The sequence below is a fragment of the Methanomassiliicoccus luminyensis B10 genome, from assembly GCF_000308215.1.
Taxonomy (GTDB): domain Archaea; phylum Thermoplasmatota; class Thermoplasmata; order Methanomassiliicoccales; family Methanomassiliicoccaceae; genus Methanomassiliicoccus; species Methanomassiliicoccus luminyensis.
On sequence record NZ_CAJE01000013.1, the window covers coordinates 146,186 to 172,606 of the forward strand.

The 26,421-nt window shown below is 61.5% G+C and carries 28 protein-coding genes and 1 tRNA gene; 10 read left to right on the forward strand and 19 right to left on the reverse strand.

The window, feature by feature from the left end:
* Positions 1–6 precede the first annotated feature (6 nt).
* The 4 genes from WYS_RS07600 to WYS_RS07615 are packed head-to-tail and all read right to left on the reverse strand — an operon-like array spanning position 7 to position 2,919.
* Positions 7–948 (reverse strand): thiamine pyrophosphate-dependent enzyme, encoded by a 942-nt coding sequence (locus WYS_RS07600; protein ID WP_019177571.1) that lies wholly within the window; start codon positions 946–948, stop codon positions 7–9.
* Entirely contained in the window at positions 945–2,105 is a 1,161-nt protein-coding gene (gene porA / locus WYS_RS07605; protein WP_049796292.1) for a pyruvate ferredoxin oxidoreductase, read from the reverse strand. The genes WYS_RS07600 and porA overlap by 4 nt, the downstream gene beginning before the upstream one ends.
* Positions 2,102–2,368: a 4Fe-4S binding protein gene (locus tag WYS_RS07610; RefSeq protein WP_019177573.1), complete on the reverse strand. Its 267-nt coding sequence runs from the start codon at positions 2,366–2,368 to the stop codon at positions 2,102–2,104. Before WYS_RS07610 ends, porA begins: the two co-directional genes overlap by 4 nt.
* A complete protein-coding gene (locus WYS_RS07615; protein ID WP_019177574.1) occupies positions 2,368–2,919 on the reverse strand; it encodes a 2-oxoacid:acceptor oxidoreductase family protein in 552 nt (183 codons plus the stop codon). The genes WYS_RS07610 and WYS_RS07615 overlap by 1 nt, the downstream gene beginning before the upstream one ends.
* Positions 2,920–3,565: 646 nt before the next feature.
* Between WYS_RS07615 and ppsA the strand changes: the two genes are divergently transcribed.
* Complete coding sequence (ppsA, locus tag WYS_RS07620; protein WP_019177575.1) at positions 3,566–5,860, forward strand: phosphoenolpyruvate synthase; 2,295 nt, start codon at positions 3,566–3,568, stop codon at positions 5,858–5,860.
* Between the two features lie 60 nt (positions 5,861–5,920).
* On the opposite strand, the gene WYS_RS07625 is transcribed toward ppsA, so the two are convergent.
* Together WYS_RS07625 and WYS_RS07630 are read right to left on the reverse strand one after the other, a co-directional pair.
* Entirely contained in the window at positions 5,921–6,376 is a 456-nt protein-coding gene (locus WYS_RS07625; RefSeq protein WP_019177576.1) for a hypothetical protein, read from the reverse strand.
* A 109-nt stretch (positions 6,377–6,485) separates the two neighbouring features.
* Positions 6,486–7,295: a CBS domain-containing ParB/RepB/Spo0J family partition protein gene (locus tag WYS_RS07630; RefSeq protein WP_019177577.1), complete on the reverse strand. Its 810-nt coding sequence runs from the start codon at positions 7,293–7,295 to the stop codon at positions 6,486–6,488.
* Between the two features lie 122 nt (positions 7,296–7,417).
* Between WYS_RS07630 and WYS_RS07635 the strand changes: the two genes are divergently transcribed.
* Positions 7,418–7,660, forward strand: coding sequence for a hypothetical protein (locus tag WYS_RS07635; RefSeq protein ID WP_019177578.1), 243 nt, complete (start codon positions 7,418–7,420; stop codon positions 7,658–7,660).
* A gap of 142 nt (positions 7,661–7,802) precedes the next feature.
* Positions 7,803–7,878 (forward strand) — tRNA-Asp (locus WYS_RS07640).
* A gap of 35 nt (positions 7,879–7,913) precedes the next feature.
* On the opposite strand, the gene WYS_RS07645 is transcribed toward WYS_RS07640, so the two are convergent.
* Genes WYS_RS07645 through WYS_RS07660 form a run of 4 tightly spaced genes read right to left on the reverse strand, consistent with a single transcriptional unit; the run spans position 7,914 to position 11,917 of the window.
* A complete protein-coding gene (locus tag WYS_RS07645; protein WP_019177579.1) occupies positions 7,914–9,011 on the reverse strand; it encodes an acetoin utilization protein AcuC in 1,098 nt (365 codons plus the stop codon).
* 51 nt (positions 9,012–9,062) lie between these two features.
* Positions 9,063–9,872 carry an ABC transporter ATP-binding protein gene (locus tag WYS_RS07650; protein ID WP_019177580.1) on the reverse strand — a complete coding sequence of 270 codons (810 nt, stop codon included), beginning with the start codon at positions 9,870–9,872 and terminating at the stop codon, positions 9,063–9,065.
* 1 nt (position 9,873) lies between these two features.
* Positions 9,874–10,926, reverse strand: a complete 1,053-nt coding sequence (locus tag WYS_RS07655; RefSeq protein WP_019177581.1) for a FecCD family ABC transporter permease — start codon at positions 10,924–10,926, stop codon at positions 9,874–9,876.
* Positions 10,927–10,984: 58 nt separating this feature from the next.
* Positions 10,985–11,917 carry an ABC transporter substrate-binding protein gene (locus WYS_RS07660; protein ID WP_162137717.1) on the reverse strand — a complete coding sequence of 311 codons (933 nt, stop codon included), beginning with the start codon at positions 11,915–11,917 and terminating at the stop codon, positions 10,985–10,987.
* Positions 11,918–12,100: 183 nt separating this feature from the next.
* Here WYS_RS07660 and panD point away from each other — a divergent pair, with 183 nt between their 5' ends.
* Genes panD through WYS_RS07675 form a run of 3 tightly spaced genes read left to right on the forward strand, consistent with a single transcriptional unit; the run spans position 12,101 to position 13,184 of the window.
* The gene (panD, locus tag WYS_RS07665) at positions 12,101–12,460 is read left to right on the forward strand and encodes an aspartate 1-decarboxylase (protein ID WP_019177583.1); all 360 of its coding nucleotides are present in this window, start codon (positions 12,101–12,103) and stop codon (positions 12,458–12,460) included.
* Positions 12,461–12,509: 49 nt separating this feature from the next.
* Positions 12,510–12,947 carry a ribonuclease HI family protein gene (locus WYS_RS07670; RefSeq protein WP_019177584.1) on the forward strand — a complete coding sequence of 146 codons (438 nt, stop codon included), beginning with the start codon at positions 12,510–12,512 and terminating at the stop codon, positions 12,945–12,947.
* 36 nt (positions 12,948–12,983) lie between these two features.
* Complete coding sequence (locus WYS_RS07675) at positions 12,984–13,184, forward strand: dodecin family protein (protein WP_019177585.1); 201 nt, start codon at positions 12,984–12,986, stop codon at positions 13,182–13,184.
* Between the two features lie 175 nt (positions 13,185–13,359).
* Here the strand turns inward: WYS_RS07675 and hisS are convergent, their stop codons facing one another.
* The 3 genes from hisS to arcC form a co-directional block, all read right to left on the reverse strand.
* Complete coding sequence (hisS, locus tag WYS_RS07680; RefSeq protein ID WP_019177586.1) at positions 13,360–14,616, reverse strand: histidine--tRNA ligase; 1,257 nt, start codon at positions 14,614–14,616, stop codon at positions 13,360–13,362.
* Positions 14,617–14,692: 76 nt separating this feature from the next.
* The gene (locus tag WYS_RS07685; RefSeq protein WP_019177587.1) at positions 14,693–15,808 is read right to left on the reverse strand and encodes an OBG GTPase family GTP-binding protein; all 1,116 of its coding nucleotides are present in this window, start codon (positions 15,806–15,808) and stop codon (positions 14,693–14,695) included.
* A 4-nt stretch (positions 15,809–15,812) separates the two neighbouring features.
* The gene (gene arcC / locus WYS_RS07690; RefSeq protein ID WP_019177588.1) at positions 15,813–16,757 is read right to left on the reverse strand and encodes a carbamate kinase; all 945 of its coding nucleotides are present in this window, start codon (positions 16,755–16,757) and stop codon (positions 15,813–15,815) included.
* A 197-nt stretch (positions 16,758–16,954) separates the two neighbouring features.
* On the opposite strand from arcC, the gene WYS_RS07695 reads away from it, so the two are divergent.
* From WYS_RS07695 to WYS_RS07710, 4 genes are all read left to right on the forward strand, one after another.
* Positions 16,955–17,173: a hypothetical protein gene (locus WYS_RS07695; RefSeq protein WP_019177589.1), complete on the forward strand. Its 219-nt coding sequence runs from the start codon at positions 16,955–16,957 to the stop codon at positions 17,171–17,173.
* 89 nt (positions 17,174–17,262) lie between these two features.
* Positions 17,263–18,264 carry a zinc ribbon domain-containing protein gene (locus tag WYS_RS07700; RefSeq protein ID WP_187120186.1) on the forward strand — a complete coding sequence of 334 codons (1,002 nt, stop codon included), beginning with the start codon at positions 17,263–17,265 and terminating at the stop codon, positions 18,262–18,264.
* Positions 18,265–18,325: 61 nt separating this feature from the next.
* Complete coding sequence (locus WYS_RS07705; RefSeq protein ID WP_019177591.1) at positions 18,326–20,320, forward strand: DNA topoisomerase VI subunit B; 1,995 nt, start codon at positions 18,326–18,328, stop codon at positions 20,318–20,320.
* Positions 20,310–21,413, forward strand: coding sequence for a DNA topoisomerase IV subunit A (locus tag WYS_RS07710; protein WP_019177592.1), 1,104 nt, complete (start codon positions 20,310–20,312; stop codon positions 21,411–21,413). Before WYS_RS07705 ends, WYS_RS07710 begins: the two co-directional genes overlap by 11 nt.
* Before the next feature lie 30 nt (positions 21,414–21,443).
* Here the strand turns inward: WYS_RS07710 and WYS_RS07715 are convergent, their stop codons facing one another.
* From WYS_RS07715 to lysS, 6 genes are all read right to left on the reverse strand, one after another.
* Positions 21,444–21,707, reverse strand: a complete 264-nt coding sequence (locus WYS_RS07715; RefSeq protein WP_019177593.1) for a hypothetical protein — start codon at positions 21,705–21,707, stop codon at positions 21,444–21,446.
* Positions 21,704–22,159 carry a hypothetical protein gene (locus tag WYS_RS14725; protein WP_147654353.1) on the reverse strand — a complete coding sequence of 152 codons (456 nt, stop codon included), beginning with the start codon at positions 22,157–22,159 and terminating at the stop codon, positions 21,704–21,706. The genes WYS_RS07715 and WYS_RS14725 overlap by 4 nt, the downstream gene beginning before the upstream one ends.
* A gap of 10 nt (positions 22,160–22,169) precedes the next feature.
* Positions 22,170–24,146: a ferrous iron transport protein B gene (gene feoB, locus WYS_RS07725; RefSeq protein WP_026068934.1), complete on the reverse strand. Its 1,977-nt coding sequence runs from the start codon at positions 24,144–24,146 to the stop codon at positions 22,170–22,172.
* Between the two features lie 12 nt (positions 24,147–24,158).
* Complete coding sequence (locus tag WYS_RS07730; protein ID WP_019177596.1) at positions 24,159–24,383, reverse strand: FeoA family protein; 225 nt, start codon at positions 24,381–24,383, stop codon at positions 24,159–24,161.
* A complete protein-coding gene (locus WYS_RS07735) occupies positions 24,380–24,625 on the reverse strand; it encodes a FeoA family protein (protein ID WP_019177597.1) in 246 nt (81 codons plus the stop codon). The genes WYS_RS07730 and WYS_RS07735 overlap by 4 nt, the downstream gene beginning before the upstream one ends.
* 169 nt (positions 24,626–24,794) lie before the next feature.
* Positions 24,795–26,339, reverse strand: coding sequence for a lysine--tRNA ligase (gene lysS, locus WYS_RS07740; protein ID WP_019177598.1), 1,545 nt, complete (start codon positions 26,337–26,339; stop codon positions 24,795–24,797).
* Between the last annotated feature and the right edge of the window lie 82 nt (positions 26,340–26,421).

Consider the following 26,421-nt stretch of genomic DNA (forward strand, 5'->3'; position numbering starts at 1 on the left):
CGACGTTCACTGCTTGGAGAGGCGCAGGAGCTCTTCCCACTTGAAGTCGACATTTTCCTGTATCTCGTCGACGACCGAGCTCCATTTGGGGTCCTGCAGGTGCTTGAAGCGGCCCTGGGCCTTGATCCAGTCGGTCACCGGCCTCTTCTCCATGCTGCCCTCGGCGATGCGCTTGCTTTCGCCGGTGAGGGTCCACTTCCCCCTCTCGTACTCGTAGAGGGGCCACACGCAGGTCTCCACCGCCAGCTTGGCGATCTCGACGGTGAGCTGGGGCTCGTACCTCCATCCGCGCGGGCATGGCGTGATGGCGTTGATGAACGCCGGACCTCCGCACTCGAAGCCCTTGCCGGCCTTCTCGACCATGTCCCTCCAGTTGTGGGGGGAGGCCTGGGCGGCGTACGGCAGCTCGTGAGCGGCGATGATCTTGGTGAAATCCTTGGGGAACTCCCTCTTGCCGGGGATGCATGTGCCCGAAGGGCAGGTGGTGGTGGCCGCCCCTCTCCCGGTGGCGCCGCTCCTCTGGATGCCGGTGTTCATGTAGGCCTCGTTGTTCAGGCAGACGAACAGGAACTGATGCCCCCGCTCGATCGCGCCCGACAGCGCCTGGAACCCAATGTCGTAGGTGGCGCCGTCGCCGGCGAAGACGGCGAAGCGCATGTCGTCCTGCACCTTGCCCTTCTTCTTGAGCACGCGGTACGCGCTCTCCACGCCGGATATGGTGGCCGCGGCGTTCCCGAACGCGCTGTGTATCCATGGGATGTTCCATGCGGAGTAGGGATAGCCGGAGGTGGACACCTCGAAACACCCGGTGGCGTTGGAGACGACCACCGGCTTGTTGGTGGCCATCAGCACCTGCCTGACGGCGATCGGCTCCGAGCATCCCGCGCAAAGGCGGTGGCCCTCGGTCAGCTTCACCGGCTGCTCCGCGAGTTCTTTGATGGTGATCATTGCTTCACCCCCAGGTAGTTGATGGTCGCCGCGGTCCCGGTCTCCAGCTGCCGGTACACTTGCTTGAGGTCCTCCACTCCCACGTCCCTGCCGCCGAGGCCGTAGACGTAGTTGACGGTCCTGGGGTGGTTGCGGTTGTCGAACTCGGCGGAGCGGACCTCCGCGAACAGCGGCCCGCAGGCCCCGAAGCTGATGGCGCGGTCCAGGACCGCGACCCCTTTCTTGCCTTCCATCACCTTGGCGACGGCGGCGTACGGGAAGGGACGGAACACCCGGAGCTTGATGCTGCCGACCTTGTGGCCTTCCTTCCTCATGTCGTCCACGACCTGCTTCAGGGTGCCGGCGGTGGAGCCGATGGCGATGGCGACGTAGTCGGCGTCCTCGGTCCGGTAGGTCTCGATGAAATCATACTTGCGGCCGGTGAGCTTCTCGAAGTCCTTGTGGACCTCGTCGATCACCGACAGGACGTTGTTCATGGCCATGGCCTGCGCGTACTTGTGCTCGTAATAGTACTCGGGCATGTCGAACGGGCCGAAGGTGTGGGGGTTTTTGTGATCGAGCAGGGGCATGACCGGCTTGAACTCTCCCACGAACTTCTTGACGTCCTCGTCCGCTATGGGGCTGAGGGACTCGATGGCGTGGGTGACGATGAAGCCGTCCAGGCAGTTCATGACCGGCAGGCGGACCTTCATGTGCTCGGCGATGCGGAAGGACATGATGGAGTTGTCGTAAGCCTCCTGCACGTTCTCGGCGAAGATCTGCACCCAGCCGCTGTCCCTCGCGCCCATGGCGTCGGAGTGGTCGCAGTGGATGTTGATCGGTCCGGAGAGCGCCCTGTTGGCCACGGTCATGACGATGGGCATCCTCATGGAGGCGGCGATGTACAGCACCTCCCACATGTACGCTAGGCCCGCGGAGGCGGTGGCGGTGACGGCCCTCGCGCCCGCGGCGGAGGCACCTATGCATAAGCTCATGGAGCTGTGCTCCGATTCGGTGCACACATATTCGGTGTCGACCTCGCCATCGGCGACGAAGTCGGAGAACGCCTCCACGATGATGGTCTGAGGAGTGATCGGATAGGACGCGCAGACGTCCGGGTTTATCTGCTTCCACGACAGGGCGACCGCCTGGTCACCGTTCATTGCCATTCGCTTCATCTCTCTCCCTCCTCGACCATGGTGATGCAGTTCTTGGGACAGTGGTGCGCGCAGATGCCGCAACCCTTGCAGTGAGTAAGTCTGAAACCTTTCATCTCGCCGTTCTCCACCAGCACGGAGTTGTCAGGACAGTACATCCAGCAGATGAGGCAGTCGATGCACTTCTCCTTGTCCACCACCGGGCGCTTGGAGCGCCATGAGCCGGTCTGGTACTCCCGGGCGGTGCCGGGATCGACTATGACGGGGATGCGCTCGGCCGCCATCAGTCCACCTCCTGGTAGGCCCTCTCCACGCTGAGCACGTTCTTCTCCACGACCTTCTGGGGGAGCTTACCCCCCAGCTTGGCCCGCAGTTCATCCTTCACGCTGTCCAGCTCCACGATGCCGGAGACCTTGACCAGAGCGCCCAGCATGGCGGTGTTGGCCAGGGGCCTGCCCACGGTCTCGAGGGCGATCTTGGTGCCGTCCACGACATGGACCTCCAGATCGGTGGCCAACGCCTTCCTGAGGTGGTCCTTGCCGTCAGGGTAGTTGACGATCAGTCCGCCATCGGCCTTCATCCCCTCGAGCACGTTCACGTTGCCGATAAGGGTGGGGTCCAGGACGATCACGTAATCGGGAAAGTAGACCTGACTGTGCACTTTGATAGGCTCATCGGATACTCTGGCGAAAGCGCGTATGGGGGCGCCCATTCTCTCTGGGCCGAACTCCGGGAAGGCCTTCATGTATTTGCCTTCCTGGAGAGCGGCACCGGCCAGGATCTCGTTCGCGGTGACAACTCCTTGACCGCCTCTGCCGTGCCATCTGATTTCCAATGTCCTCAATCAATTCCCTCGCTTTGGCCTCCCTGTAATCTTGAAATTATTTAAGATTATCCTATAAACGCCCCATTCAGGTCGTTAAATCTGCGAATAATCAATAATTTTCTGGCGAGATTCGAAATCTGTTGAAGGAATTCGAACGAAAACGCAGTCCGTTGCGTTGCGGCACAGGGGGTGAGGCCGCCCCTCTGGCATTATTACTTCATCCTCGGGATGCCGAGGCGCGGGGCGAAAGGATGCGCCGCGGTCATGCTGGCCGAGGCCGCTGCCGATCCGGTCCCTGTTCCCTGAGGGGCGCTCCGCGACGTGGTTCTGAAAACCGCAGGGATGCGCCGGGGCAGGGCGTTGGCCCGCCGTTCGGCCGGACCTGAAGGGGCGTGACAGATAAGTGATGCGAGGAACGGCCGATCCTCCGACCGGCTCAGCGGCGCAGAGGTCGGCGGCATCCTTTGCCGGACCTTCGCCACTTCTACTTCTTTTTTAAGATATGATAGGCCGGGCCAGTCGATCGTTGTAGGAGGCATGCTCGCTCCGCGTTCCCAGCAGGATGGTAGGTTTTAATACCAACGACTTTATCTGACATTTGCTCCATGTTAGCGATAGAGCGGAGCATTCCGGTGATTGTGATATGAAGCGTATTATGAGCATCAAGAATCTTGGAGTAGACGATATACCAATCGCGGGCGGAAAGGCGGCCAACCTCGGGGAGCTAACGGGAGCAGGCTTCGACGTCCCTCCCGGGTTCGTGCTGACCACCGAATCATATGACTATTTCATGGAACACAATGACCTGACCGGCGTCCTGGAGTCCACTATGAAGGATCTGGACGTCAACTCCGATGCCGCGCTACAGGAGGCCTCGCACACCATCCGCACCGCCTTCGAGAAGGGGACCATCCCCAAGGACCTGGAGGTCGAGATCGTGGAGGAGTACAAGAAGCTGGGGAAGGGCAAGTATCCCCTGGTGGCGGTCCGCTCCAGCGCCACCGCGGAGGACCTTCCGACCGCCTCGTTCGCCGGTCAGCAGGACACCTACCTGAACGTGTCCGAACCCAAGTCACTCCTGATCTGCGTCAAGAAGTGCTGGTCCTCCCTGTACACCCCCAGGGCCATCTCTTATCGCGCCTCCAAGGACTTCGACCACAGCAAGGTCAAGCTGGCGGTGGTGGTGCAACGCATGATCAATTCCGAGCAGTCGGGCATCATGTTCACCATAGACCCCAATTCCGAGCTGCCGCACATCATCATCGAGGCCGGCTACGGCCTGGGGGAGGCATTGGTGGGAGGAAAGGTCACCCCTGACACTTACGTGGTGGACAAGTTCCACCGCAAGATCCTGAACAAGCGCATCTCCAACCAGTCCTGGAAGCTGGTGCGGGGCGAGAGCGGGGAGTGCGTCCGCTGCGACGTTCCCGTGGACAAAGCCAAGGGCCAGAAGCTCACCGACGAGCAGATCCTGGAGCTTGCGGAGATCGGTAACCGCATCGAGATGCACTATGATCGCCCCATGGACATCGAGTGGGCCATGGAGGGCGGGGAGATGTACGTCGTGCAGGCCCGCCCCATCACCACTGTTTCCGTCGGCAACGACAGCAAGGGAAGCAAGGAGGAGGACAACAAGATGGAGTCGAGCCGCACCATCCTGGTGAAGGGACTGGGGGCCAGCCCCGGGACCGCCGGAGGCGTCGTCCGGATATACAACGAGGGAATGAGCCTGGACATCGTGAAGCAAGGTGACGTGCTGGTCACTCAGATGACCACGCCGGACATGGTGCCGGCCATGACCCGGGCCGCCGCCATCGTTACGGATGAGGGCGGGATGACCTGCCACGCCGCCATCGTCGCCAGGGAACTAGGCATCCCCTGCGTCGTCGGCGCTACCGACGCCACCACCTCCCTGAAGGAAGGGATGGAGGTCACCGTGCACGGGCAGATGGGCGTAGTGTACGAAGGAGTGGAGAAGAACGAGGAGAAACCTGCCGCAGTGGCGGTGGCGACCTCCGTTTCTGTCCCGGTAACCGCGACCAAGATCATGCTCAACGTCGGAGTGCCCCAGAAGGCCACGGAGTACGCGGACCTGCCAGTGCAGGGGGTCGGACTGATGCGCATCGAGTTCCTCTTCACCTCCTATGTCCAGGAGCACCCCTGCGCCCTCATCGAACAGGGCCGGGAGGACGAGCTCGTGAACAAGCTGGCCCAGGGCATCGGGATCGTGGGGAAGGCTTTCTTCCCCCGGCCCGTGATACTGCGCACCTCCGACTTCAAGACCAACGAGTACCACGACATGAAGGGCGGGGCCAAGTACGAGCCGAAGGAGCAGAACCCCATGATCGGGTGGCGCGGCTGCTCCAGGTACGTCACCGATTCTTACCGCGCGGCGTTCGTGGCCGAGCTGAAGGCCATCAAGAAGGCCCGCGACGAGATGGGGCTGAAGAACGTGTGGGTCATGCTGCCGTTCGTCCGCACCGTCGACGAGGTCAAGAAGATCGAGAAGATGATGAACGAGGTGGGCCTCTATCGCAGCCGGGACTTCAAGCTCTATCTGATGGCCGAAGTTCCGGCCATCATCTTCATGGCCGAGGAGTTCGCGGAGGTGTGCGACGGCTTCTCCATCGGATCCAATGACCTTACCCAGCTGACCATGGGCGCGGACCGCGACTCCGACATCCTGGGCAAGATGGGATACTTCGATGAGAGGAACGATGCGATAAAGCGCGCCATAGGCCACCTTATCAAGCACGCCCACAAGAAGGGAGTCCCGGTGGGCATCTGCGGCCAGGGCCCCTCCGTGTACCCTGAGTTCGCGGAGTTCCTGGTGCGCGAAGGCATCGACTCCATCTCCCTGAACCCCGATACCGTGGTCAAGAGCATCAGCAACATCGCGGCGGCGGAGCAGAGGCTCCTGCTGGAAGCGGTCAGAAGTCAGAAGCGGTAAACCCCTTCGCGATGCGAGGCGGGCGGAGCACGAGCTGCCCGCCTGCCGGCCTTTTACTTTTTATGACCTGTCCGAAAGCAGCTTCAGCCATTTCCTTTGCCGGTGGCGATAGAAGGACCTGCTCCAGAGGTATACTAGGCCGGTCAGTCGGCCGGCATAGATCTCCACCTCGTCGGTATAGCGTGTGGACGACGAGTCGATAGGGACGAGAGCGATCTTGTGGTTCCAGACCGGCACGGTCTTGTTGCCCTCAACGGTCTGAACGGCAAGGCTGGCCTTGTCGAACTTTTTCACCTTGACGGTGTGCATCCCCATAGGAATTATCCCACAGACGCGCAGGCGGAAGCGAAGGACGGCGCCCTCTTCCCACGCGGTGCCCTCCTCAGGGTCGACGGGCGAGAACGCGGCATAGGGGGCCGCGACATATTGCAGTGTTTCCACTTGGACTAGCCGTGCCCATATCTCATCCGGCGTGGCCGGGAACACCGATGAAACGGTAATGACCTTCATCCTCATTGAACGTCCCCGGGTGGATGCGCCCATGTTAAATTAAGTATTGGTTATATGATCTATAGATGTTTCATTGTCCCAAAACAGTGGGAGATAGTGGAGCGGGCCTCGATCGTCACCGCGAGCTCACTTTCTCATCGTCCTTCATCAGCCGGGTGGCGACCCTCACCAGCGGGTGGTGATCGCCCTCGATGACCTTCACATCGTCCAGGGTCCTGACCCCCAGCTCCTCGGCCGATCTCTCCATCCCCAGCTCGACGTCCCGGTCGAGCTCCAGCACGAAGGCCTGGAACTGCCGCACCCCCATGTCCCTGGCCGCCAGCACGCGGTGGTGCCCGTCCACCAGGACATAGTGGCTGTTCTTCTGGATCACGATGAGAGGCTCCACCAGACCCTTCCTTATCTCATACTGCCGCCCGCGGAGCTCGTCGGCGTAGACCTCATGCTGTGTGGGCCTTAGAGATTCGATGGGTATGATCCTCCGCTTCACCGCGATCTTGATGCCGTGCTTCTGCTCCAGGAAGGTCTTGAGCATGTTGATCTTATTAGGGGTGGCCTTCTCGATGGCGGACCGTATTATGTCGATGTTGGAGAGCATCCCCACGGCCTTGCCGTCGGTGTCCACCACCGGCACGTTGCGCAGGCCGTAGCGGAACAGCACCCTGGAGGCATCGTCGATGTCCATGTCCGGGGTGACGGTAATGGTACCGACCCGGATGATGTCGCGTACCTTGACATCAGGGCGGTCGATGGCCCGCAGCAGCTCCTTGGCGGTGACGAAACCTATGATGTGGTCTCCTTCCGCCACCGGAAGCCCATGGAACTCGCTGTTGATCAGCTCCTGTCTGGCCTGTCCTACGGTATAATCCGGAGGGATCGACACTATCTCCGTGGCCATGTAGTCGCTGACCTTCTTTCCATCCATGGTGAAGCTCCTCGGCTATTATCCAAGGACGCCCACATAAAGGTGATGTGATGATTCGTGCGGCGGTAGAGAGGCCGGCAATCTTTTTCCGACCCCACGGCGATGGGGCGTCCCGGTCCAAGATGAAGCGCGAGGCCAGAAGCAAAGCGGAGGAACGGGCGACCTCGGTCCTCTATTACGAGGCCAGGTCGACCATCGCCGGGCCGTGCGGCCATCGACACGGCACCAAGGAGGCCGCGGAGAAATGCGCCCGGAGCTTCGCTGCCAAGCACCGGAGGTTGCACCCCCTGAACAAGCATACCTACTGGCACGTGGCCGCGGTAGGGGAACGCGGGGTCCGCCGGCGGGTGACCGAGGACCTCTGAACGGCCCACAGGGGGCGCGTCGGCCGGGATAAGGAAGCGCCAAGACCGTCGGATGTTGGACGGCCGCATCTCCCAGCATCTCCAGCAAGTGGTCCGGTTAGAAAAGCCATATATAGGACTTACATATTGTGGTCGAATGCAAGCCCTGGTAGTGTAGCGGCCTATCATGAAGCCCTGTCGAGGCTTCGACTCGGGTTCAAATCCCGACCAGGGCGCCACTCACGAATTCTCGACGTTTTTAAGCGCTGCGAACTCAAGCGAAGCGTACCATCTCTTCTAAAAGGGGCAGCGAGTTCTTTCCGAGCGCCTCTATCGTCTCGTCCACCTTGACCTCGATCTCCCGGCCCGAGCGGGGACCGCCGTGGTCATGCAGGCCCTCCAGCATATCGCGCACATCCTCATTCGCCCCTGCCAGGATGGAGAACATAATCGACCATGTTCGCCTGGTGGCGTCGATGTCATAGCCTCCTCCGCCCACCACCAGGTACTTGCCGCCGCACAGCTCGTGCGCCAGCCCATGGGTCAGGCGGGCGATCTCCTCGTAGCCGCGGGTGGTGAGGCCCAGCCCGACCAGCGGGTCCTTGTAGTGGCCGTCCGCCCCGAACTGGTGTATGATCAGCTGCGGCCGGTACGCGCGCAGGGCGGGGACGGCGATAGCCCGATACGCCTTCAGATACAGCTCGTCATCCGTCCCGGAGGGCAGGGGGACGTTGATGTTGCAGCCCTCCCCCTCGCCCTCCCCGATCTCCCCGGTGCTGCCGGACCCTGGAAAGAAGTAGCGTCCGAACCGGTGCAGGGAGATCGTCAGCACCCTTTCCCCATAGAAGATCTCCTGGGTCCCGTCGCCGTGGTGACCGTCGATGTCCACCACCGCGATGCGCCGGAGCCCATACTCCTCCTGAAGGGCCCGCACGGCCACGGCGATGTCGTGGAAAACACAGAAGCCCGAAGCCCTACCGGGGTGAGCATGGTGCAGCCCGCCCCCGGGATTGAAGGCGTGGTCGAACTCCCCCTCCATGATGCCCTTGGCGCCGCGAAGGGTCCCCCCGACCACAGACAGGGCGCCTTCGTACAGTCCCGGGACGGCGGGAGTGTCGCCGCGGTCCAGCTCGCCGCCCGCGGCACAGGTCCTCTCCACGAAGCGGACGTACTCGGGAGGGTGGACGGCGTTCAGGCGCCTCATGTCCACCGGGGTGGGGTCGATCACCCTAGCGCCGCATTTGTCGAAAACTCCCAGGGAGGCGACGGTGTCCAGGGTCAGCTTCTCCCGCACCGGCTGGAACGGGTGGCGTGGTCCGAACTGATAGCGCATGTAATCATCGCCATACAGGAACGCAGCGTTGCTGCTCAAGTCCCTCTCCCAGAGCGCTAGGGCCAGTCATCGCTAATAAAAGTGACCGCGTCAGACCGGAACGTCGGCGCCGCTGCAGGGGTAGGACCGCAGCACCGTCACGCCGTACGCGCCGGTGCGCTGGTCGAATTGCAGCTCGGCCTCGATGGAGAACACCTTCCTCATGTTGTCAGAGGTAAGGACCTCCGGCACCGCCCCCGCCGCCTGGACCGACCCGCCCTTCATCAGCACGATGTGATCGCAGTACCTCGCCGCCAGGCCGAGGTCGTGGGTGACGATGATCACCACCATCTTCTGCTTCTTGGCCAGGGAGTGGATCAGGTCCAGGATGTCCAGCTGGTGATTGATGTCCAGGTGGAGGGTCGGCTCGTCCAGGAGCATTATCCGGGGCCTCTGCGCCAGCGCCCTGGCGATGATGACCCTCTGCATCTCCCCGCCGCTGATGTCGCTGACCGGCCGGCCGGCGAGGTGCACCACGTTGGCCTTCTCCATGGCCTCCTTCACGATGTCGATGTCCTGTTCGGTCTCCGGCTCGAACCTCTTCAGCGCCGGAGTGCGGCCCATCATGACGACGTCCAGGACCGTGAACGGGAAGTTCACGCCGCCGTTCTGCGGTACGACCCCTACTTGGAGCGCGATCTCCTTCTTTGACATCTTGGAGTGGTCCTTGCCCTCGATGAGCACCGTCCCCGAACTGGGGGAGAGGGCGCGGTTCATGCACTTCAGCAGGGTGGTCTTTCCCGACCCGTTGGGCCCCAGGATGCCGATGATCTCGCCCTCCCGGGCCTCCATGCTCACCCCGGAAAGCACTTCGGAGCTGTTGTAGCTGAATCGGACGCCGTTGACGGCGATCTGCACCATCTTACCACCCCATGGTCCGCTTGCGGGTCATCAACAGGTAAATGAAGAACGGCGCGCCCAGCAGGGAGGTGATGATGCCCACCGGCAGCTCCGCGGGCGCGATGATAATCCGGGCCAGGGTGTCGGTCAGGACCAGGAACAGCGCCCCGCCCACTATGGAGCAGGGCAGCAGGATGCGGTGGTCCGGCCCCACCAGGGTGCGTATCACGTGCGGGATGATTAGGCCGACGAAACCGATGACCCCGGACACGGAAACGGCCATGGCGGTGACCAAGGACGCTGCCAGAAGCAGGACGATACGCACCTGGTTGACATTGATGCCCAGGTTCCCGGCCTGCTCCTCGCCGACCATCATGGCGTTGAGGTCGCGAGACAGCACCATCATCACCGAGCAGCCCAAGATTATAGCGGGAAGGGACACCAGTACCTGGTCCCAGGTGGCATTGTTGAGCCCGCCCATGAGCCAGAACACCACTCCCGATAGCTGCTCCCCGGCGAAGTACTGCATCGCCGATACCAGGGCGCTGAACAGCGATCCGACGGCGATGCCGGCCAGGAGTAGGGTCTCCACCGGAACGTACCCATTGCGGGTGCGGGAGATGGAGTAGACCAGGAACAGCGTGACGAAAGAGAACACAAAGGCCATCGCGGGGATGGCGAAAGAGCCCCCGATCCACGATATGCCCAGCACCATCGCCAGGGCCGCGCCGAAGGCTGCGCCGGATGATATGCCCAGGACGGACGGGGAGGCCATAGGGTTCCTGAACAAGCCCTGCATGGTCGCCCCGGCCACGGCGAGAGAGGCGCCCACCAGGCAAGCCAAGAGGATGCGCGGCAATCGAAGATTGACCACGATCCACCGGTCCGTGTCGGAGGCCCCTCCGATCAGGGACGCCAGGACATCATGGAACGGGATGGATACCGCGCCTATCCCCAGGCAGACCATGATGGTGGCCGCTAGCACTAGGACCAGGCCGACCAGTGTGATGGCCCACTTTAGAGCCCTGGTGCTCTGGAGCTCTGCGATGTTTAGTGCCTCCGTGCTAGTGGTCACGTTGTCCGTTCCTCCAATGTATCCTAGGTCCGCCCTGTGGCCGCCTCGGCTGAAGGGGTCAATCGAACAGCTCCGGGTGGAACCATTTCGCCAAGTTCTCCAGGGCGTCCACCATGCTTGGGCTGGTGGTTATGGTCCCATCGGCGATGCGATATATCTGGTTCTTGGATACGGCCGTCACGCTTGGCGACAGAAACGAGACCAGGTCGGCGGTGGCCCTGCCGCCGTTCTCGATGACGATTATATCTGGGTCCCTATCATTGATGATGGATTCCTGGACGTCCCAGGTACCGGACACGTCGTTACATATATTGATCCCGCCAGCCATGACCATTAGCTCATCGGATATTGTGCCGCTACCGGCAGCCCGTCCTCCCATGGTCTTGAGCTCGAGGTAGACCCGGGGCTTTTGCGAGTCGGAAAGGGTTGACGTCATCGCGGTGATGGTGTCAATGCGTTCCTGCATGCCGCTCACTAAGGCAGTGGCGTTCGCCTCTTCCCCAATAGCCGTGCCAAGGCGGGAGATGGTGCTCAGTACGGTGTCGACGTTCGTTGGGTTAAACGCCAGGACAGTTATGTTGGCCTTCTCCATGTTGCCGATGAAGGACTGGTACATATTATAGTTCCAGATTATTACGAGGTCCGGATCATGGGCGAGGATCGATTCCACGTTCAGGCTGCTTACCTGGTTTAGATTGATGATGCCGCTCGCGGCATACGGTGCCAGCCACATGCTGGAATAATCCGCCGCCACGACAGCGTCGATGCGGCCCAGGTCAAAGATTATCTCAGTGAACGAGGAGCCCAGCGAGACTATCCTTTCAGGAGCCTTAGCCAAGGTCACGTTCTTGCCCCGGTCATCTATGATCGATATGCCGTCCCCGCCAGGGCCATCGTCCGGGCTGCCGCCCAAGAGCGCAAACGCCGCCGCCATGCTGGCCACGAGCAGCACGGCCACGATAAAAATCGCTATCAGTCCTCTTCTTGCCATTGAAATCCCCTTGTCCGTCCCGGGGCCGTTCGGCGGACCGGAACGAGTGTAAATGGTAAGCGGCATAAATAGATTGGCGTAACAAGTTACGATACCCCCGTAACACTATGCCCCCTCCAGGCGCTTCGACACCGCGTATGCCGCATTAACAAAATTTTTTAACTAGCTCTCTATGCTCTATTCATGCGTTGCCTGCTGCGCGGCAAGATCCACCGCGCCGTCATCACCGACGCCAACCCCGAGTACGTGGGGAGCATCACCATCGACCAGGACCTCCTGGAAAAGTCCGACATCTGGGAAGGGGAGAAGGTCCTGATAGCCGATGTCGACAACGGTGCCAGGTTCGAAACATACACCGTGGTAGGCAAGCGCGGCTCCGGAGTCATATGCGTCAACGGCGCCGCGGCCAAGCTGGTGAAGCAGGGCGATCGCATTATAATCATGGCCTTCGAGTATTCCGACAAGCCCATCGCGCCCAGGATAGTACTGGTCAACGACAAGAACCAGTGCGTAGAGCTCCGGCGGTCCATCGTGTCGGATTGAGAGCGTTCATTTTATACAGACCATTGAGATTGAGGGACCAGGCGGTCCAATGAAGCTCATCATCTACACCGACGGAGGGGCCCGCGGCAATCCCGGCCCTTCCGCGTTCGCCGTCGTCGTGACCGACGAGAGCGGCAAGGTCATCAAGGAGTTCGCCAGGTACGCCGGCAAGATCACCAACAACGAGGCCGAGTACAACGGGGCCATCGCCGGGCTGAACGAGGCGAAGGTCCTGGGCGCCGACGAGGTGGAGATGGTGATGGACTCCGAGCTGGTGGTCAAGCATGTCAACGGCCAGTATGCCTGCAAGGCCTCCAACCTTAGGCCGAAGCTGGAGGAGGTCAGGAGGCTCATGGCCGGGTTCAGGAAGGCCACCTTTCGCCACGTCCCGCGGGAGAACAAGATGGTCTCGCGGGCCGACGCGCTTTTGAACCAGGAGCTGGACGTCATGTCCTCCCTCACCCCGCGAGGCGTCCCGAACAAATAAGAACCCCCGCCTGCCATTGATATGGCGGGTGTTGAGATGGTCGAGAAGGTACTGGAAATAGTGGGCGTGTCCAACGAGAGCTTCGACAAGGCCGCGCAGGACGCGGTGAACGAAACGGCCAAGACCGTGCGCAACATACGGTGGGCGACCGTCAAGGAGCTGGACTGCAAGGTGGAAGGCAACAAGATCGTGGAGTACCACACCTTGATGCGCATCTATTTCGACGTGGAGAGATAGACTGGCCTGGCGGGGGCCGGAGCGGCGCGCCCCATCCTACGGGGCGTGTTCAAGAAAATAGCACATCTTTATATAGAAGAACAGAATTAGGCAGGATTAGTGCCTGAGGTCGGCGGCTCAACTCTCCTCCTAAGTAGTTTTCCTCCGAATCCCCACCAAGCTCCGGCCTCGGGCATCACTTATTCGCCCGTTCAATCTCCGGCAGCAGTTCTTCCAGCTTTACCATCTTCTGCTCCCCGGAGGTCATGTCCCTCACCGCCACCGAGCCGGAGGCCAGCTCCTTCTCGCCCACGATGACGGCATTCCTGGCGTTGATGGCGGCGGCATACTTGAAGTTCTTGGACATGTTCCTGCCCATCAGGTCCACTTCGGCGCTGACGCCCGCGCCGCGGAGCTGGCCGGCGATCCTGAAGGCTTGGTCCTTCACCGCCTCGGTGACCGGTATGACGTACGCGTCAACAGCGTGGGCGGGGGCTTGGAACCCTTCTTTCTCCAAAGCCAGAAGGGTCCTGTCGAACCCTATGCCGAAACCGGTGGAGAATGTCCTCTCCCCGCCGAACAGCTCGGTGAGAGAATAGGAGCCGCCGCCGCAGATCTGCTTCTCCGCTCCCAGGGACGGCGCGTCCATCTCGAACACCATGCCGGTGTAGTAGTCCAGCCCTCTGACGACCCCCAGGTCGACCTCGACATTGGTGATGCCATAGTCGGCCAGGATGCGGAAGATGGCCTGCAGGTGCGCCTTGGCGTCGCCCCCGATCTTGTCCAGCGTACCGATCGGACCGACCGTTCGGGTGATCTCAATGACCCTCTCGATCTGCTCGGGGACCATTCCGGCGCCGGCCATGCGGAGGCGGGCCTCATCGTACTCCTTCTTGTCCAGCTTCTGCAGGATGGGGGGAGCGTTCTCCGCGGTTACGCCGGCCTCGGCCAGCATTCCCCGGAGCACTCCGATGTGCCCGATGCGGATGTTGTACTCCTTGATCCCGATGCGCTTCATTATGGAGGCTGCCAGGGCGATGACTTCAGCGTCCGACTCGGGGCCGAGGTTGCCGATGAGCTCGGCGCCGAACTGGAAGAACTCGCGGTACCGGCCGGACTGCGGCCGCTCGTACCTGAAGCACTGCCCGAAGTAGAACATCTTCAGCGGCCGGGGGGAGGTGGAGAGGTCGTTCACGAAGAACCGCATCACCGGAGCGGTGAGCTCGGGACGCAGCGAGATGTCCCTTCCGCCCTTGTCCTGGAACGCGTAGATCTCCTCCACCACGTTCGGTCCGGACTTGAGGGTGAAAAGCTCGGTGTGCTCGAAGATGGGGGTCGCGACCTCGCGAAAGCCGAACACCGCGGCCTCGGCGCGCATCAGGCCTTCCAGGTACCGCCTCTTCTCCATCTCCTCGGGGCCGAAGTCCCGGGTCCCCCTTGGCCTTTGGATCATCCCTGCCACATTGGGAACGCGTTATAAAACTATTTGCGATGCCGTTCCAGGAGCGTCCAGCAATAAGCTGGGGAGCTCACTCCCCGCCCCTCTTGACCACCACGGTCACGATATCCCCGTCCATGAGCACATGGTCCACCCCGACGGTCTGCCCGGGGAACTTGGCGCTCTTCCCCCATACGATGGCGTAGCGGAAGTTCTTCCTGAAGGCGCGGTGGATGCGGTCGGCGAGGTCCCCGACGGTGGAGCCGTTCATTATGACCATCGGCTCATCCATGTCAGCGTCCTGCCCCTGGGGTTTGAGGAACACGTGGATGAAGTCGAGCTTGCGGTAGATCGCCTCCTTCAGATCGTCGATGTGCATCATCTTGTTGGCGGACACGAACACGGGGTTCCAGCCAGCCAGCTTCTTCTTGACGTTGGCGACGAGTTTTTCGTCCGCCAGGTCGATCTTGTTGACCACCGCCATGGCCTTGAGATACACGCGGTTCCCGGTGAGGGCGTCGATGAGCTGCTCCTCGTCCACGTCCTCGCGGATGATCACTTCCGCGTTCACGTACCCGTACGCGCCGACCATGTCGGCGGCCATCTCCGAGGTGATCTTGGTCAGCGTGACGGTGGGCTTGACCTCGATGCCGCCCTTGTCCGTCTTGGTGATGACCACGTTGGGAGGGCGGGTGTTCAGCCGGATGCCGGTGTTGTACAGCTCAGCGGCCAGCACGTCGATGTTCGTTTCGTACACGTCGATGACGAACATGACCAGGTCGGAGGTGCGCACCACCGCCAGCACCTCTCTGCCGCGCCCCTTGCCCTTGGAGGCGTCGCGGATAAGACCAGGCATGTCCAGGATCTGGATCTTGGCGTACTTGTGGTAAAGGATGCCGGGGATGACGTCCAGGGTGGTGAAGGCGTATGCGGCCACGTCGCTCTTGGCGTCGGTGAGCTTGTTGAGAAGGGTTGACTTCCCGACGCTCGGGAATCCCACCAGCGCGACGGTGGCGTTGCCGGACTTCTTGACCGAGTATCCCTGGCCCCCGCCCCCCGACGCGGCGCGGCGCTTCTCCTGCTCCATCTTCAGCCGGGCGATCTTGGCCTTGAGGAGACCTATGTGACCCTCGGTCTTCTTGTTTTTCTGGGTCTTAAGGATCTCGTCCTCGATCGCCTTGATCTGCTCATCTATGGTCAGGGCCACTTGTTCACCTGGGAAGTATCTGAGTTCCCGCCTTACTCGCCAAAGCCTTATGTATACATTGCGGTTGAGCTATAAGCGCCCTTTTCCCGCCTGAACGGAGGAACCGCACCGCCGCCTCGATCTTGGGCCCCATGGTGCCGGGCGGGAACTGGCCCTCCCGGAGGTACTTTTCCGCCTCGTCCGCGGTCATCGAGGATATCGGCCTCTGCCTCGCAGTGCCGTAGTCCAGGTACACCTGCTCCACGTCGGTGAGGAACACCATCAGCGATGCCCGGGCGCTCCTCGCCAGGCACGCCGCCGAGAGGTCCTTGTCCACCACCGCCTCCACCCCCTCCAGCCTGCCGCCCCTTTCCACCACGGGAACGCCGCCCCCGCCCGCGGCGATCACGACCTCGTCCCCGCCGGACACCAGCCGATGGATCGCGGACGCCTCCACGATGCTCACCGGCCGGGGCGAGGGGACCACGCGCCGCCACCCGCCCCGGGCGCGGTCCTCCACCATGACCCAACCCTTTTCATCCCTCAGGGTCCGGGCCTCCTCCTCGCGGTAGTACGGACCGATGGGCTTGGACGGCGCCTTGAACGCCTCGTCCGCTTCGTCGACCAGCACCCTGGTGAGCACGCAAGTGACGGTGTTCCGGCAGCCCTCCGACCTCAGCGCTTCGGTAAGGGTCTGCTGCATCATGTAGCCAATGAGGCCCTGGGACTCCGCCACGCACGCGTCCAGGGGCATGGGCGGGACCTCCCGGGCGGCCAGCTCGTTCTGGAGCAGTATGCTCCCCACCTGGGGCCCGTTGCCGTGGGTCAGCACCACCTCATGCCCGTCGCGGACCAGCCGGGCGATCTGCGCCGAGGTCGCCCTCAGGTTCCCCATCTGGTCCTCCAGAGTGGCCTTCTGGCCCCTCCCCAGGATGGCATTGCCCCCCACGGCCACCAGTATGGTCGTCATCTTTCCCTCGGCCTCAACCCCATCTCTCCTGCGGGGATATTTAGACTATCGCCGGCGATGGCCCGGACCGGCGGAACGCAATCGAAAACACTATCGTGGGTGAGAGGATACGGAAGTCGAGCGAAGGTCCTTTAGCATAGACATGCGGCCCCAGCGGGGCGGTCCGGACCTCACAAATCAACGAACAGGTGAATGAATTGGGAGAGCTTATACTGGCCGCATCGGAAGAACCGCGGAAGCTGAGCGTCATGCTCCTCGACGAGGTGGACGAGAAGATGCTCAAGGCGAACAAGAAGGTCCGCAAGGAGAAAGAGATAGCGGAGCGCAGCTTGAGGGACGAGACGATCATCGAGGTGCCTGCCGGGAAGAGGATCAGGATCGTAATGACCTCCTCCAAGGAACGAAAGGCCAAGTGACGCCGCCAGGGCAGGCCATTCCTGCCTGACGGACATGGTCGAAAGCGAGGGCACAAGATTTAAAGCCAGCATTGCCATGCCGAGCGATGATGTCATCGCCTGACGACCTCAAGAGCCGCTTCAACAGGTTCCGGGAGAAGAAGTACGCTCTCCCCCTTGCGCTGCTGCTCACTTTCATCGTATGTTCTGTGCTGCTGATGTACTCGGCCAACCTGTGCTTCGGGTACTTGCTCGTGGCAGTGGTCGCCTACTATCTGCCCTACTATTTCGGGCTGAAGGACCGCAGGAAGCTGGCGGTCTTCGGCGCGGTGCTGATGGTCGCCATCGCCATTCCGTTCGGGCTGATGATCGCTTCCGACTACCAGGGGTTCGAAGGCTCGACGGTGAGTACCGACGACCGATCCATGTTCGACGGCGGCGTCACTCCGTTCAGCGACGTGGACGGCAGGACCCACAATTACACTGTCACCGTCAGCGACCCGGCGATAACCAACGTTTCGGTCGCCATCAACGATTGGTGGACGAACACGAACATCAACTCACCGAACTTCAATTACACCATGACCCAGTACGTGGACGTGGAGGGAGGCCGTCAGTTCTACCTGGAGGTCCAGCTGCCCGAGCAATCCATGTACGCATTCCACTTCAGCGCGCTCAACGGCACCGAGTGGATAAGGACCGACGTGACCGTCGGGCCCATCGACATGCCCTCCGGCGATTTCTACACGAAGATCATCACGGGGACCATCCTGAGCACATTCATGACGGTGGGCATCCTGTTCTACCTGCTGCTGGTCCTGACCTGGTTCGCCGATAGGTCCAGGAAGAAGGCCATTGAGATGCAGAAGAACATGAACTTCCCGCCGGCCGGAGATCAGAAGAGCAAGGAGAAGTTCATATGCTCGGAATGCCGGGCAGAGGTGCCTGCCGATGCCAAGACCTGCCCGCAGTGCGGAGAAAGGTTCGACGACGAGCCTGAAGCCCCTGCCGCGGCCGCCAAGGAGGATGAGTATTACTGCACCGACTGCGGCGCCACCGTCCAGGAGTCGGACACAGTATGCCCGAACTGCGGGAAGAAGTTCGAGGACTGAGCCGTTCTTCGGACATCTCCCCTAAACCCTTTTAAACTTCATTCAAATTTGAGGTAATGGGATGCCCTCAACAGCCATAGCCAATAAGCTGGCCAAGAGCCAAAAGGAGATATCTGTCTCCGAGTTCTTCGAGAAGAACCGCCAGATCCTGGGATTCGATTCCCCGATCAAGAGCCTCATCATGGGGGTCAAGGAGGCGGTGGATAACGCCCTCGACGCCTGCGAGGAGGCGCAGATCCTGCCCGACATAGTCGTCAAGATCGACCGGGTGGACCAGAAGGAGTTCCGGGTGACCGTCGAAGATAACGGCCCCGGTATAGTCCCGTCGTCCATGCCCAACGTGTTCGGGCGCCTGCTGTACGGCTCCCGGTTCCACGCCGTCCGCCAATCCAGAGGGCAGCAGGGCATCGGGATCTCGGCCACCATCATGTTCGGCCAGATCACTACGGGAAAGGCCGCGACCGCCCGCTCCAAGGTGGAGGGGGCCGAGGCGGCCAAGGAGATCGACATCATTATCGACACCAAGAAGAACGCCCCGGTAATTCTGAGAGAGTCCTACACCCCCTGGGACGAGAAGCCCCACGGCACCAGGGTGGAGTACTACATGAACGGGAGGTACGTTACCGGAAAGCAGTCCGTGCTGGAGTACCTCCGGCAGACCGCCATCGTCAACCCCCACGCCACCGTCACGTTCATAGACCCTGATGGGAAGAGGTACGTGTTCGAGCGGGCCACCGAGCAGATGCCCCCGCCCACCAAGGAGATCAAGCCACATCCTGACGGCATCGAGCTGGGCACCTTGATGAACATGATCAAATCCACCAAGGAGAAGAGCCTGGTCAAGTTCCTGCAGAACGACTTCAACCGCGTCTCCGAGCGCGTGGCCAAGGAGATCTGCGCGGCCGCAGCCATGCCCGAGACCACCCGGCCGTCGAACCTGTCGCTGGAATCATCCAAGCAGCTGCTGGAGGGCATCGGCAAGGTCAAGATCATGGCCCCCCAGGTCGATTGCCTTTCTCCGATCGGCGAGAGCCTCATACGGAAAGGGCTGAAGCATGTTCTGCTGGATCTAAAGCCGGAGTTCTATGCGCCCCCCGTCACCAGGGAGCCGAAGGTGCACTCCGGGAACCCGTTCCTGATCGAGGTCGGCATCGTGTACGGCGGCGACCTCCCCGGGGACCAGCAGGTGCAGATACTTCGGTTCGCCAATCGCGTGCCCCTGCTGTACCAGCAAGGGGCCTGCGTGGTCACCAAGGCTATCGAGAGCACCGACTGGAGGAGGTACGGCCTGGAACAGAGAGGGGGCTCCGGCATACCGTTCGGGCCGGCCATCATACTGGTGCACGTAGCCTCGACCAAGATCCCGTTCACCTCCGAGGCCAAGGAGGCCATCTCCTCTATACCATCAATACAAGAGGAGATCGAGCTCGCCCTCAAGGCCTGCGGACGGAGCCTGCGGACGCACCTCAACAAGAAGGAGCGGAAGGGGAAGACCAGGGCCAAGTTCGAGATCGTCCAGGTCATCATCCCCCTCATCGCCGAGAAGACCTCCCAGATCGTGGGGAAGCCGGTGCCGGACCTGCGGGGCACCATCACCAAGATCATGAACGTGGTGTGGATCGACGACGCGGTCACCTACGAGAAGGGGCGCCACAAGGTCAAGGTGTCCATTTACAACTACACCCCCAAGCAGCAGAAGTTCAAGCTGCACACCGTGCTGCCCAAGGGCGCGCTGGACCTCGGCACCTGCTCCATCAAGCCCTCCGAGATCAAGGAGGACGACAAGATCACCTGGGAGCTGCCCAAGATCGTCTCCACCGGCATCCTCGACCTCACCTTCGACCTCAATGGGCTGGACCAGGAAGCGTTCGAGGAGACCGAGATGTACATCTCCGGGATCAACCCAGTGGACGTCATGGGCGCCGATCCCCTGCCCGGGGACTGGGACCTGCAAGGGGTCAATTTCACCGAGACCGAGGCGGTCCCCGAGGCCAAGGAAGAGGAGGAAGAGGAGCCGGACTACGACGAGGAGGGAGAGGAACTCAATGAAGAGTAATCAGCGCAACACCGAGGCCGTCAAGCGGCTCTACTCCATATCCGAGGACATCTACGACCAGCTCGACCAGGGCAAGGTGCCCAAGATGGTCCTTCCTCTCAGGACCAAGTCGAACATCAAGTTCGACCCCAAGACCCAGGTCTGGAAGTACGGCGGGGAGAAGGGCGCCAGGACCGCCAAGAAGGTCAAGGGCGCCATGATGCTGCTCCGCACCTCCTACATGCTCGAGCTTATCCAGGATATGATCGAGAACAACAAGTCCTCCACCTTGAGAGAAGCGTACTACATCTCCGAGGGGTGGGGCAAGGCCAAGTTCCATTCCCAGGACGAGTCGAACCTTCTCGCCGAGGACCTGGAGATCGTCACCCAGTGCCTTCGGGAGGACTTCAAGCTGAGGCCCGAGGAGTCCGGGGCCAGCATCATCGGCAACCTTGACATCGTCGAGACCGACAGGAAGGGAAAGCAGAAGAGGCTCAACTGCAGCGATGACGTCGGCGATTCAGGATATGGGATCCCCTACAACGTGGAAAAGGAGAAGATAGAGATCAAGGGGACCGGCGCGAAGTTCGTGGTGGCCATCGAGACCGGCGGTATGTTCGACCGTCTGGTGGAGAACGGCTTCGACGAGGAGTTCGACGCCCTGCTGGTGCACCTGAAGGGCCAGCCTGCCCGCTCGACCCGCCGGTTCATCAAGCGCCTCAACGAGGAGATGCACCTGCCGGTCATCGTGTTCACCGACGGCGACCCCTGGTCGTTCCGCATCTATGCCTCCGTGGCGTACGGCGCGATCAAGACCGCTCACCTGTCCGAGTACCTTGCCACGCCTTCGGCGGAGTACATAGGCATCACCGCCTCGGACATCGTGAACTACGATCTGCCGACCGACAAGCTCACCGACATGGACACCAGAGCGCTGAACGCGGAGCTGAAGGACCCCCGGTTCAACACCTCCTTCTGGAGGGAGGAGATCGAGCTGATGCTCAAACTGAACCGCAAGGCCGAACAGCAGGCCCTGGCCAAATACGGCCTGGACTATGTCACTCAGACGTATCTTCCGGACAAGCTCAACGAGCTGGGCCTGATGAAGAAATAATAGAAAAAGTAAGAGGTTTCCGGGCCGGGGTCAGGCCCGCCCCAGCATCTTCATTCCCTTCTCCGTTATGACGTAGGAAGCACCGCTGGGGGCCGAGCAGCCGGAGCAGTGGCAGCCCGCGCACGCGGCGGGCTGGCAACCACACGCGGCGGGGTCGCCGGCCTTCAGGACCAGGCCTTTCTCTTCCAGAAGGCCCAGCCTCTGCCGCACATCCTCCTGGCCGACCCCGAGCTTCTTGGCCATTTCCTCGATGGAGGTCGAGCTGCTCATGGCCTGCAGGGTCTCCCTGATCATTGCTTCACCTCCGCTGCCTTTGCCTCAGGGGCGGCCCAGAAGGCCTTCAGCTGGCGGTACAGCAGGGCCAGGGCAGGGACCATCATCACTATGGTAGGGCTGAAGTCATCGACCGGGGACCATTCCGCGAAGTCCTCGTTGCCCAGGAGGTACGCCTCAGAGGCGTTGGCGGCAAGAGTGAGCAGCGCCACCAGCCCGATGAACAGCGCGAGGCCGCAGCCCACCATGAGGAAGGCGTCGCCGTCCCGGCCGGACCTGAACCCCCGGGCCGCGAACAGGAACACCGCGCCTATCACCATGAGCACCAGGCCGAGCACGAAGTTCCCGCCGGCCGAGAGCCAGTTCATCCAGTCCTCCTTGATCCAACCGGCGGCTATCTCCAGGATGCCCAGGACTATGAATATCGCCCCCATCGCGAGGGACGCCGCGAACCCTTTGTTGTTGGAACTCATCATTATCACCTCACATCAGGGCGTTGCCCAGATTGAATACCACGAAGGCCACTAAATAGGCCACGGCCAGGCTGTAGAACACATGGAACAGTGTCCACTTCCAGGAGCGCGTTTCCCTCCATAGCACGCCTAGCGCGGCGACGCACGGGGTATAGATGAGCACGAAGGACATCAGGCCCAGCGCCACCGGGGCGGTCATGCTGGTCTCCAGGACCTCTTCCAGCCCGGCGCCTTCTTCGGCCCCATACAGTACGCCCAGGGCGCCGACCACGATCTCCTTGGCCAGGAAGCCGAACACCAGAGCGACGGCGATCCTCCAGTCAAAGCCTAGGGGGGCCAGGATAGGCACCAGCAGGTGGCCCAGCGCGCCGGCGTAGCTCGCCTCGCTGCCGTACTCGACGCCCCACGGGAAGCTGGCCAGGAGCCACACTATCAGCGCGCCCAGCAGGATGAAGGTACCGGCCTTCTTGATGTACTGGGAACCCCTCTCCCACATGTGGATCAGGGTGCCCTTGAAAATGGGCATGCGATAGGGGGGCAGCTCCATGATAAAGGGCGAGCTCTCGCCCTTGAGTATGGTGTGCCGGAACAGCAGCGCGGAGCCGATGGCGACCGCTATGCCGAGGATGTACATGCCGAACACCACGGTCCCTGCCACGGCGGGGAAGAATATCCCTGCGAACAGGATGTACACGGGGAGCCTGGCAGAGCAGGACATGTACGGGGTCGTAAGTATCGTGATTAGGCGGCTGTTCTTGTCCTCGATGGTCCTTGAGGCCATTAGAGCGGGGACGTTGCAGCCGAAGCCAAGAAGCATGGGTATGAACGATTTGCCGTGCAGGCCGAGCTTGGACATCGCGCGGTCCATGATGAAGGCGGCCCTGGCGAGATAGCCGGAGTCCTCCAGTATGGACAGCATGAGGAACATCACCAGGATGTTGGGGACGAACACCAGCACGAAGCCGACGCCGCCGATGATGCCGTCGCCTAACAGGGAAGCGAGCCAGTCAGGCTGCACATTGGCGCCGATCCACTCGGCAAGCCAGGCGAACCCCATATCAATGAGCGAGGCAAAGGGGGCCGCTACCGTGAAGGTGAGCTCGAATATGCCCCACATGAGAACAAGGAATATCGGAATGCCCAGCCACTTGTTCGTGACCACGCGGTCCAGGCTGTCCGAGATAGATCGCTTCTCGACCCCCCTGCGATAGACCTTCCCGAGGGTGGAGGTGATGGCCTCGTACCTCTTGTCCACGAAGTCCATCTCCATCCCTTCCTTGTCGACGCCGACCAGGGCCGCGTCGAGCTGCTGGGCCGCCGCGGCGTTCTGGGTAAGCTTGGAGGGCTCCTCCATGCCTTCCATGAGGCGGAGGGCGATCCACCGGAGGGTGGGGGTGTCGAACTGGTTCGCGTGCATGATGCCTTCCAGTTCAGCGACCTTCTTCTCGGCGGCCGCGCCGAAATCGGTGATCGGTCGCGGGACGGTCTCGTCCTTGAACGTCTTGATGATGGTGTCGAGCAGATCGTTGATGCCCGTCCTCTGCGTCGCGGAGATCGGTACAGCGGGAATGCCCCACGCCTGCGAGAACTTCTTTACGTCCAGTATGTCCCCGCGGCTTTCCGCCATGTCCGACATGTTGAGCGCGAGCACCACGTCGAGGCCCATGTCCATAAGCTGGGTGGTGAGGTACAGGTTCCTCTCCAGGTTGGTCGAGTCGACCACCTGCACCACAAGGTCGGGGTGCTCTTTCGTGATGAAGTCGTTCGCCACAGCTTCGTCGGGGGACCGCGTGGCCAGGCTGTAAGTGCCCGGCAGGTCCGTGATCTGAAGGACGTAGCCCTTGTGGGGCCGCGACCCAGTCTTCTTTTCTATGGTGACGCCGGGCCAATTGCCGACGTGCTGGCGGGAACCCGTCAGCACATTGAAAAGACTGGTCTTTCCGACGTTAGGGTTCCCTATCAATGCAATTCGAATCTCTTTCTCCATAAACCCACCCGATCAACAAACCATGATCTGGCTGGCCACGCCCCTGCTGAGGGCGAGGCGAGAACCGTTGACGCCCACGATAAGGCCCTTTCCGTCTGCCTTGAGGACCGTCACGCGAGCGTCGTTGACGAACCCCATCTCCCGGAGCCTAGTGGAGATGGGGTTGCTCCCGCGGACCTCCTGTACCATGCACTCAGCGCCTTCGGCGGCCATGGCAAGGGGCATCGAGGTGTTCATGCCTTGGCCTCCTTGACATTGACCACTATCGTGGCGGCATCGGCGTTCCGGAGAGAGATATTGTAGCCTCTTACCAGGAACTCCAGGGGATCGTTGAGAGGGGCCTTCCGGACCATGGTGATCTGAGCCCCTGGACAGAGCCCCATTTCGGCGATCCTGCGCCGCACCGGGCCTTTAGCCTCAACGCTGACGATGACCGCAGAATTGCCGGGCGCTAACTTGTCAAGGGTCGTGTTGCTCATTTTCTCACCATTTTTCGGACTGCCTAAGCTTTTTCTTCGGATACCCTAAAACCCGATGAGGTATATAAATTTAGGCCTTCCTAAAGAGTTTTTCACGAAGAGTGCCGCCTATAGAGAAATATATTAGATGAAAAACGTGAGAGCGGACCGCTCCGCGGCCCGGCGGGGCTTATTCCCCGGCTTCCTTGATGCGGCCGAGCACGAAGTCCTTGTCCAAGGTGGACAGGAAGAAGCCCAGGCGGGGCCCCTTGGTCTGGTCGCAGAATATCTTATACAAGGCCTGGAAGCCGCCCTTGGCGCCTATCGCACTGCCCTTGGCGCAGGCATACATGGCATCGTGGATCCTCTCCCCCTGCCACTCCACCCCGCCCATGGCCACCAGGAGCTCGCGCAGGAAGGCCTTCTCCCCGTCGGAGAGTTCGCACTCGGGCATGGTCTCGCACACCGCGAACTTGACCTCGTCGGGAGCGAAGCCGTTGAGCCAATACTTCACGCAGTCGACCCTCTGTTTCAGGAGGGCGAGGTCCTCGGGGGTGGCGGAGTCATCGTACATGCCCATGCGCTCCAGGGTGCTGAGCACGCCCTCGAAGCCATCGGTGATCTGCACCATCGACACAAGATGGCGGTAAGGTATCTGCAGCGGCAGGCTGGGGCGCGCTCCCTCGGGCTGCGACAGCTCGTAGGCGCGCAGGAGGTCCTTGTCCCTCTCCTCGACCCCGCCGCAATAGTACATGTTCTCCACGCGGTCGTACTCGTCGACCATGTCCAGGATGCCCAGGCCGGAATCGTAGTCGATGTGCCGGTTGGGGTTCACACGCAATATGATATAGTTCATGACCGAGGCGGGGGTGATCTTCAGCGCGTCCACGCCGGTTACGGAAGAGCCGGTGGACTTGTGCATCTGGCCCTTGCCCTTCAGCTGCACGAACTCATAGGGTATGGGGTGAGGGGGATCGACGTGGAAGACCTCTTGCGCCAGGCGGACGCCGGTGTCGTAGGACCCGCCGGCGGCGGCGTGGTCCTTGCCGAACGGTTCGCAGGTGACCCCGAACACCGCCCACTTGGCCGCCCATTCCACCCTCCAAGGCATCTTGCCGTCCGCTTTGCGTATGTCGGCCTTGCCCTCGTGGCCGCAGGCGCAGCGATAGTTGACGTAAGGTTTCTCGTACCCGGTGACCTTGGCGTGAGTGAGGCGCCCGCAGCTCTCGCAGCGGGGGGAGTAGGGGAAGAAGTCCTTGGCGATCTCGCGGCCGCTGACATCCTTCAGGATCGCAGCGACCTTGTCCTTCTCCCTGATGGCGGTGTCAATGACCTCGGCGAACTTGCCCTGCTCGTACTGCTCGTGGGTCCACAGAACCTGGCAGTGTATGCCCAGCTCCTGTATGGAATCAAGGAACGGCTGGATATAATGCTGGGCATAGTTGACGTGCTGGCCGCAGGGGCAGGGGATGTACGCCAAGGGCTTGCCGACCTCGGCCTCGAAGCTCTCGGGGAGGAAGGGATACTTCTTCCTGAGGGGGTCCCAGGAGTCCACCAGGTAGATCATGCGCACGCTGGCGCCCTGCTTCTCCAGGGACTTGCGGACCGCCTCCGCGGTGATCGCCTCCCTCAGCGTGCCGACATGAAGAGTGCCGGACGGGGTGATGCCGGTGGATATCAGGTGAACGCTGCCTTTCTCGAGAAGGGTATTGGCCTCTACGTCTGCCCAGTGCATGCTATCAGCGGCCTGCGAACAGGCTCCCCTCGATATAAACCTAGCGGGGCGGCCAGATAATTCTGGTCGCCGGTCGGGCCCG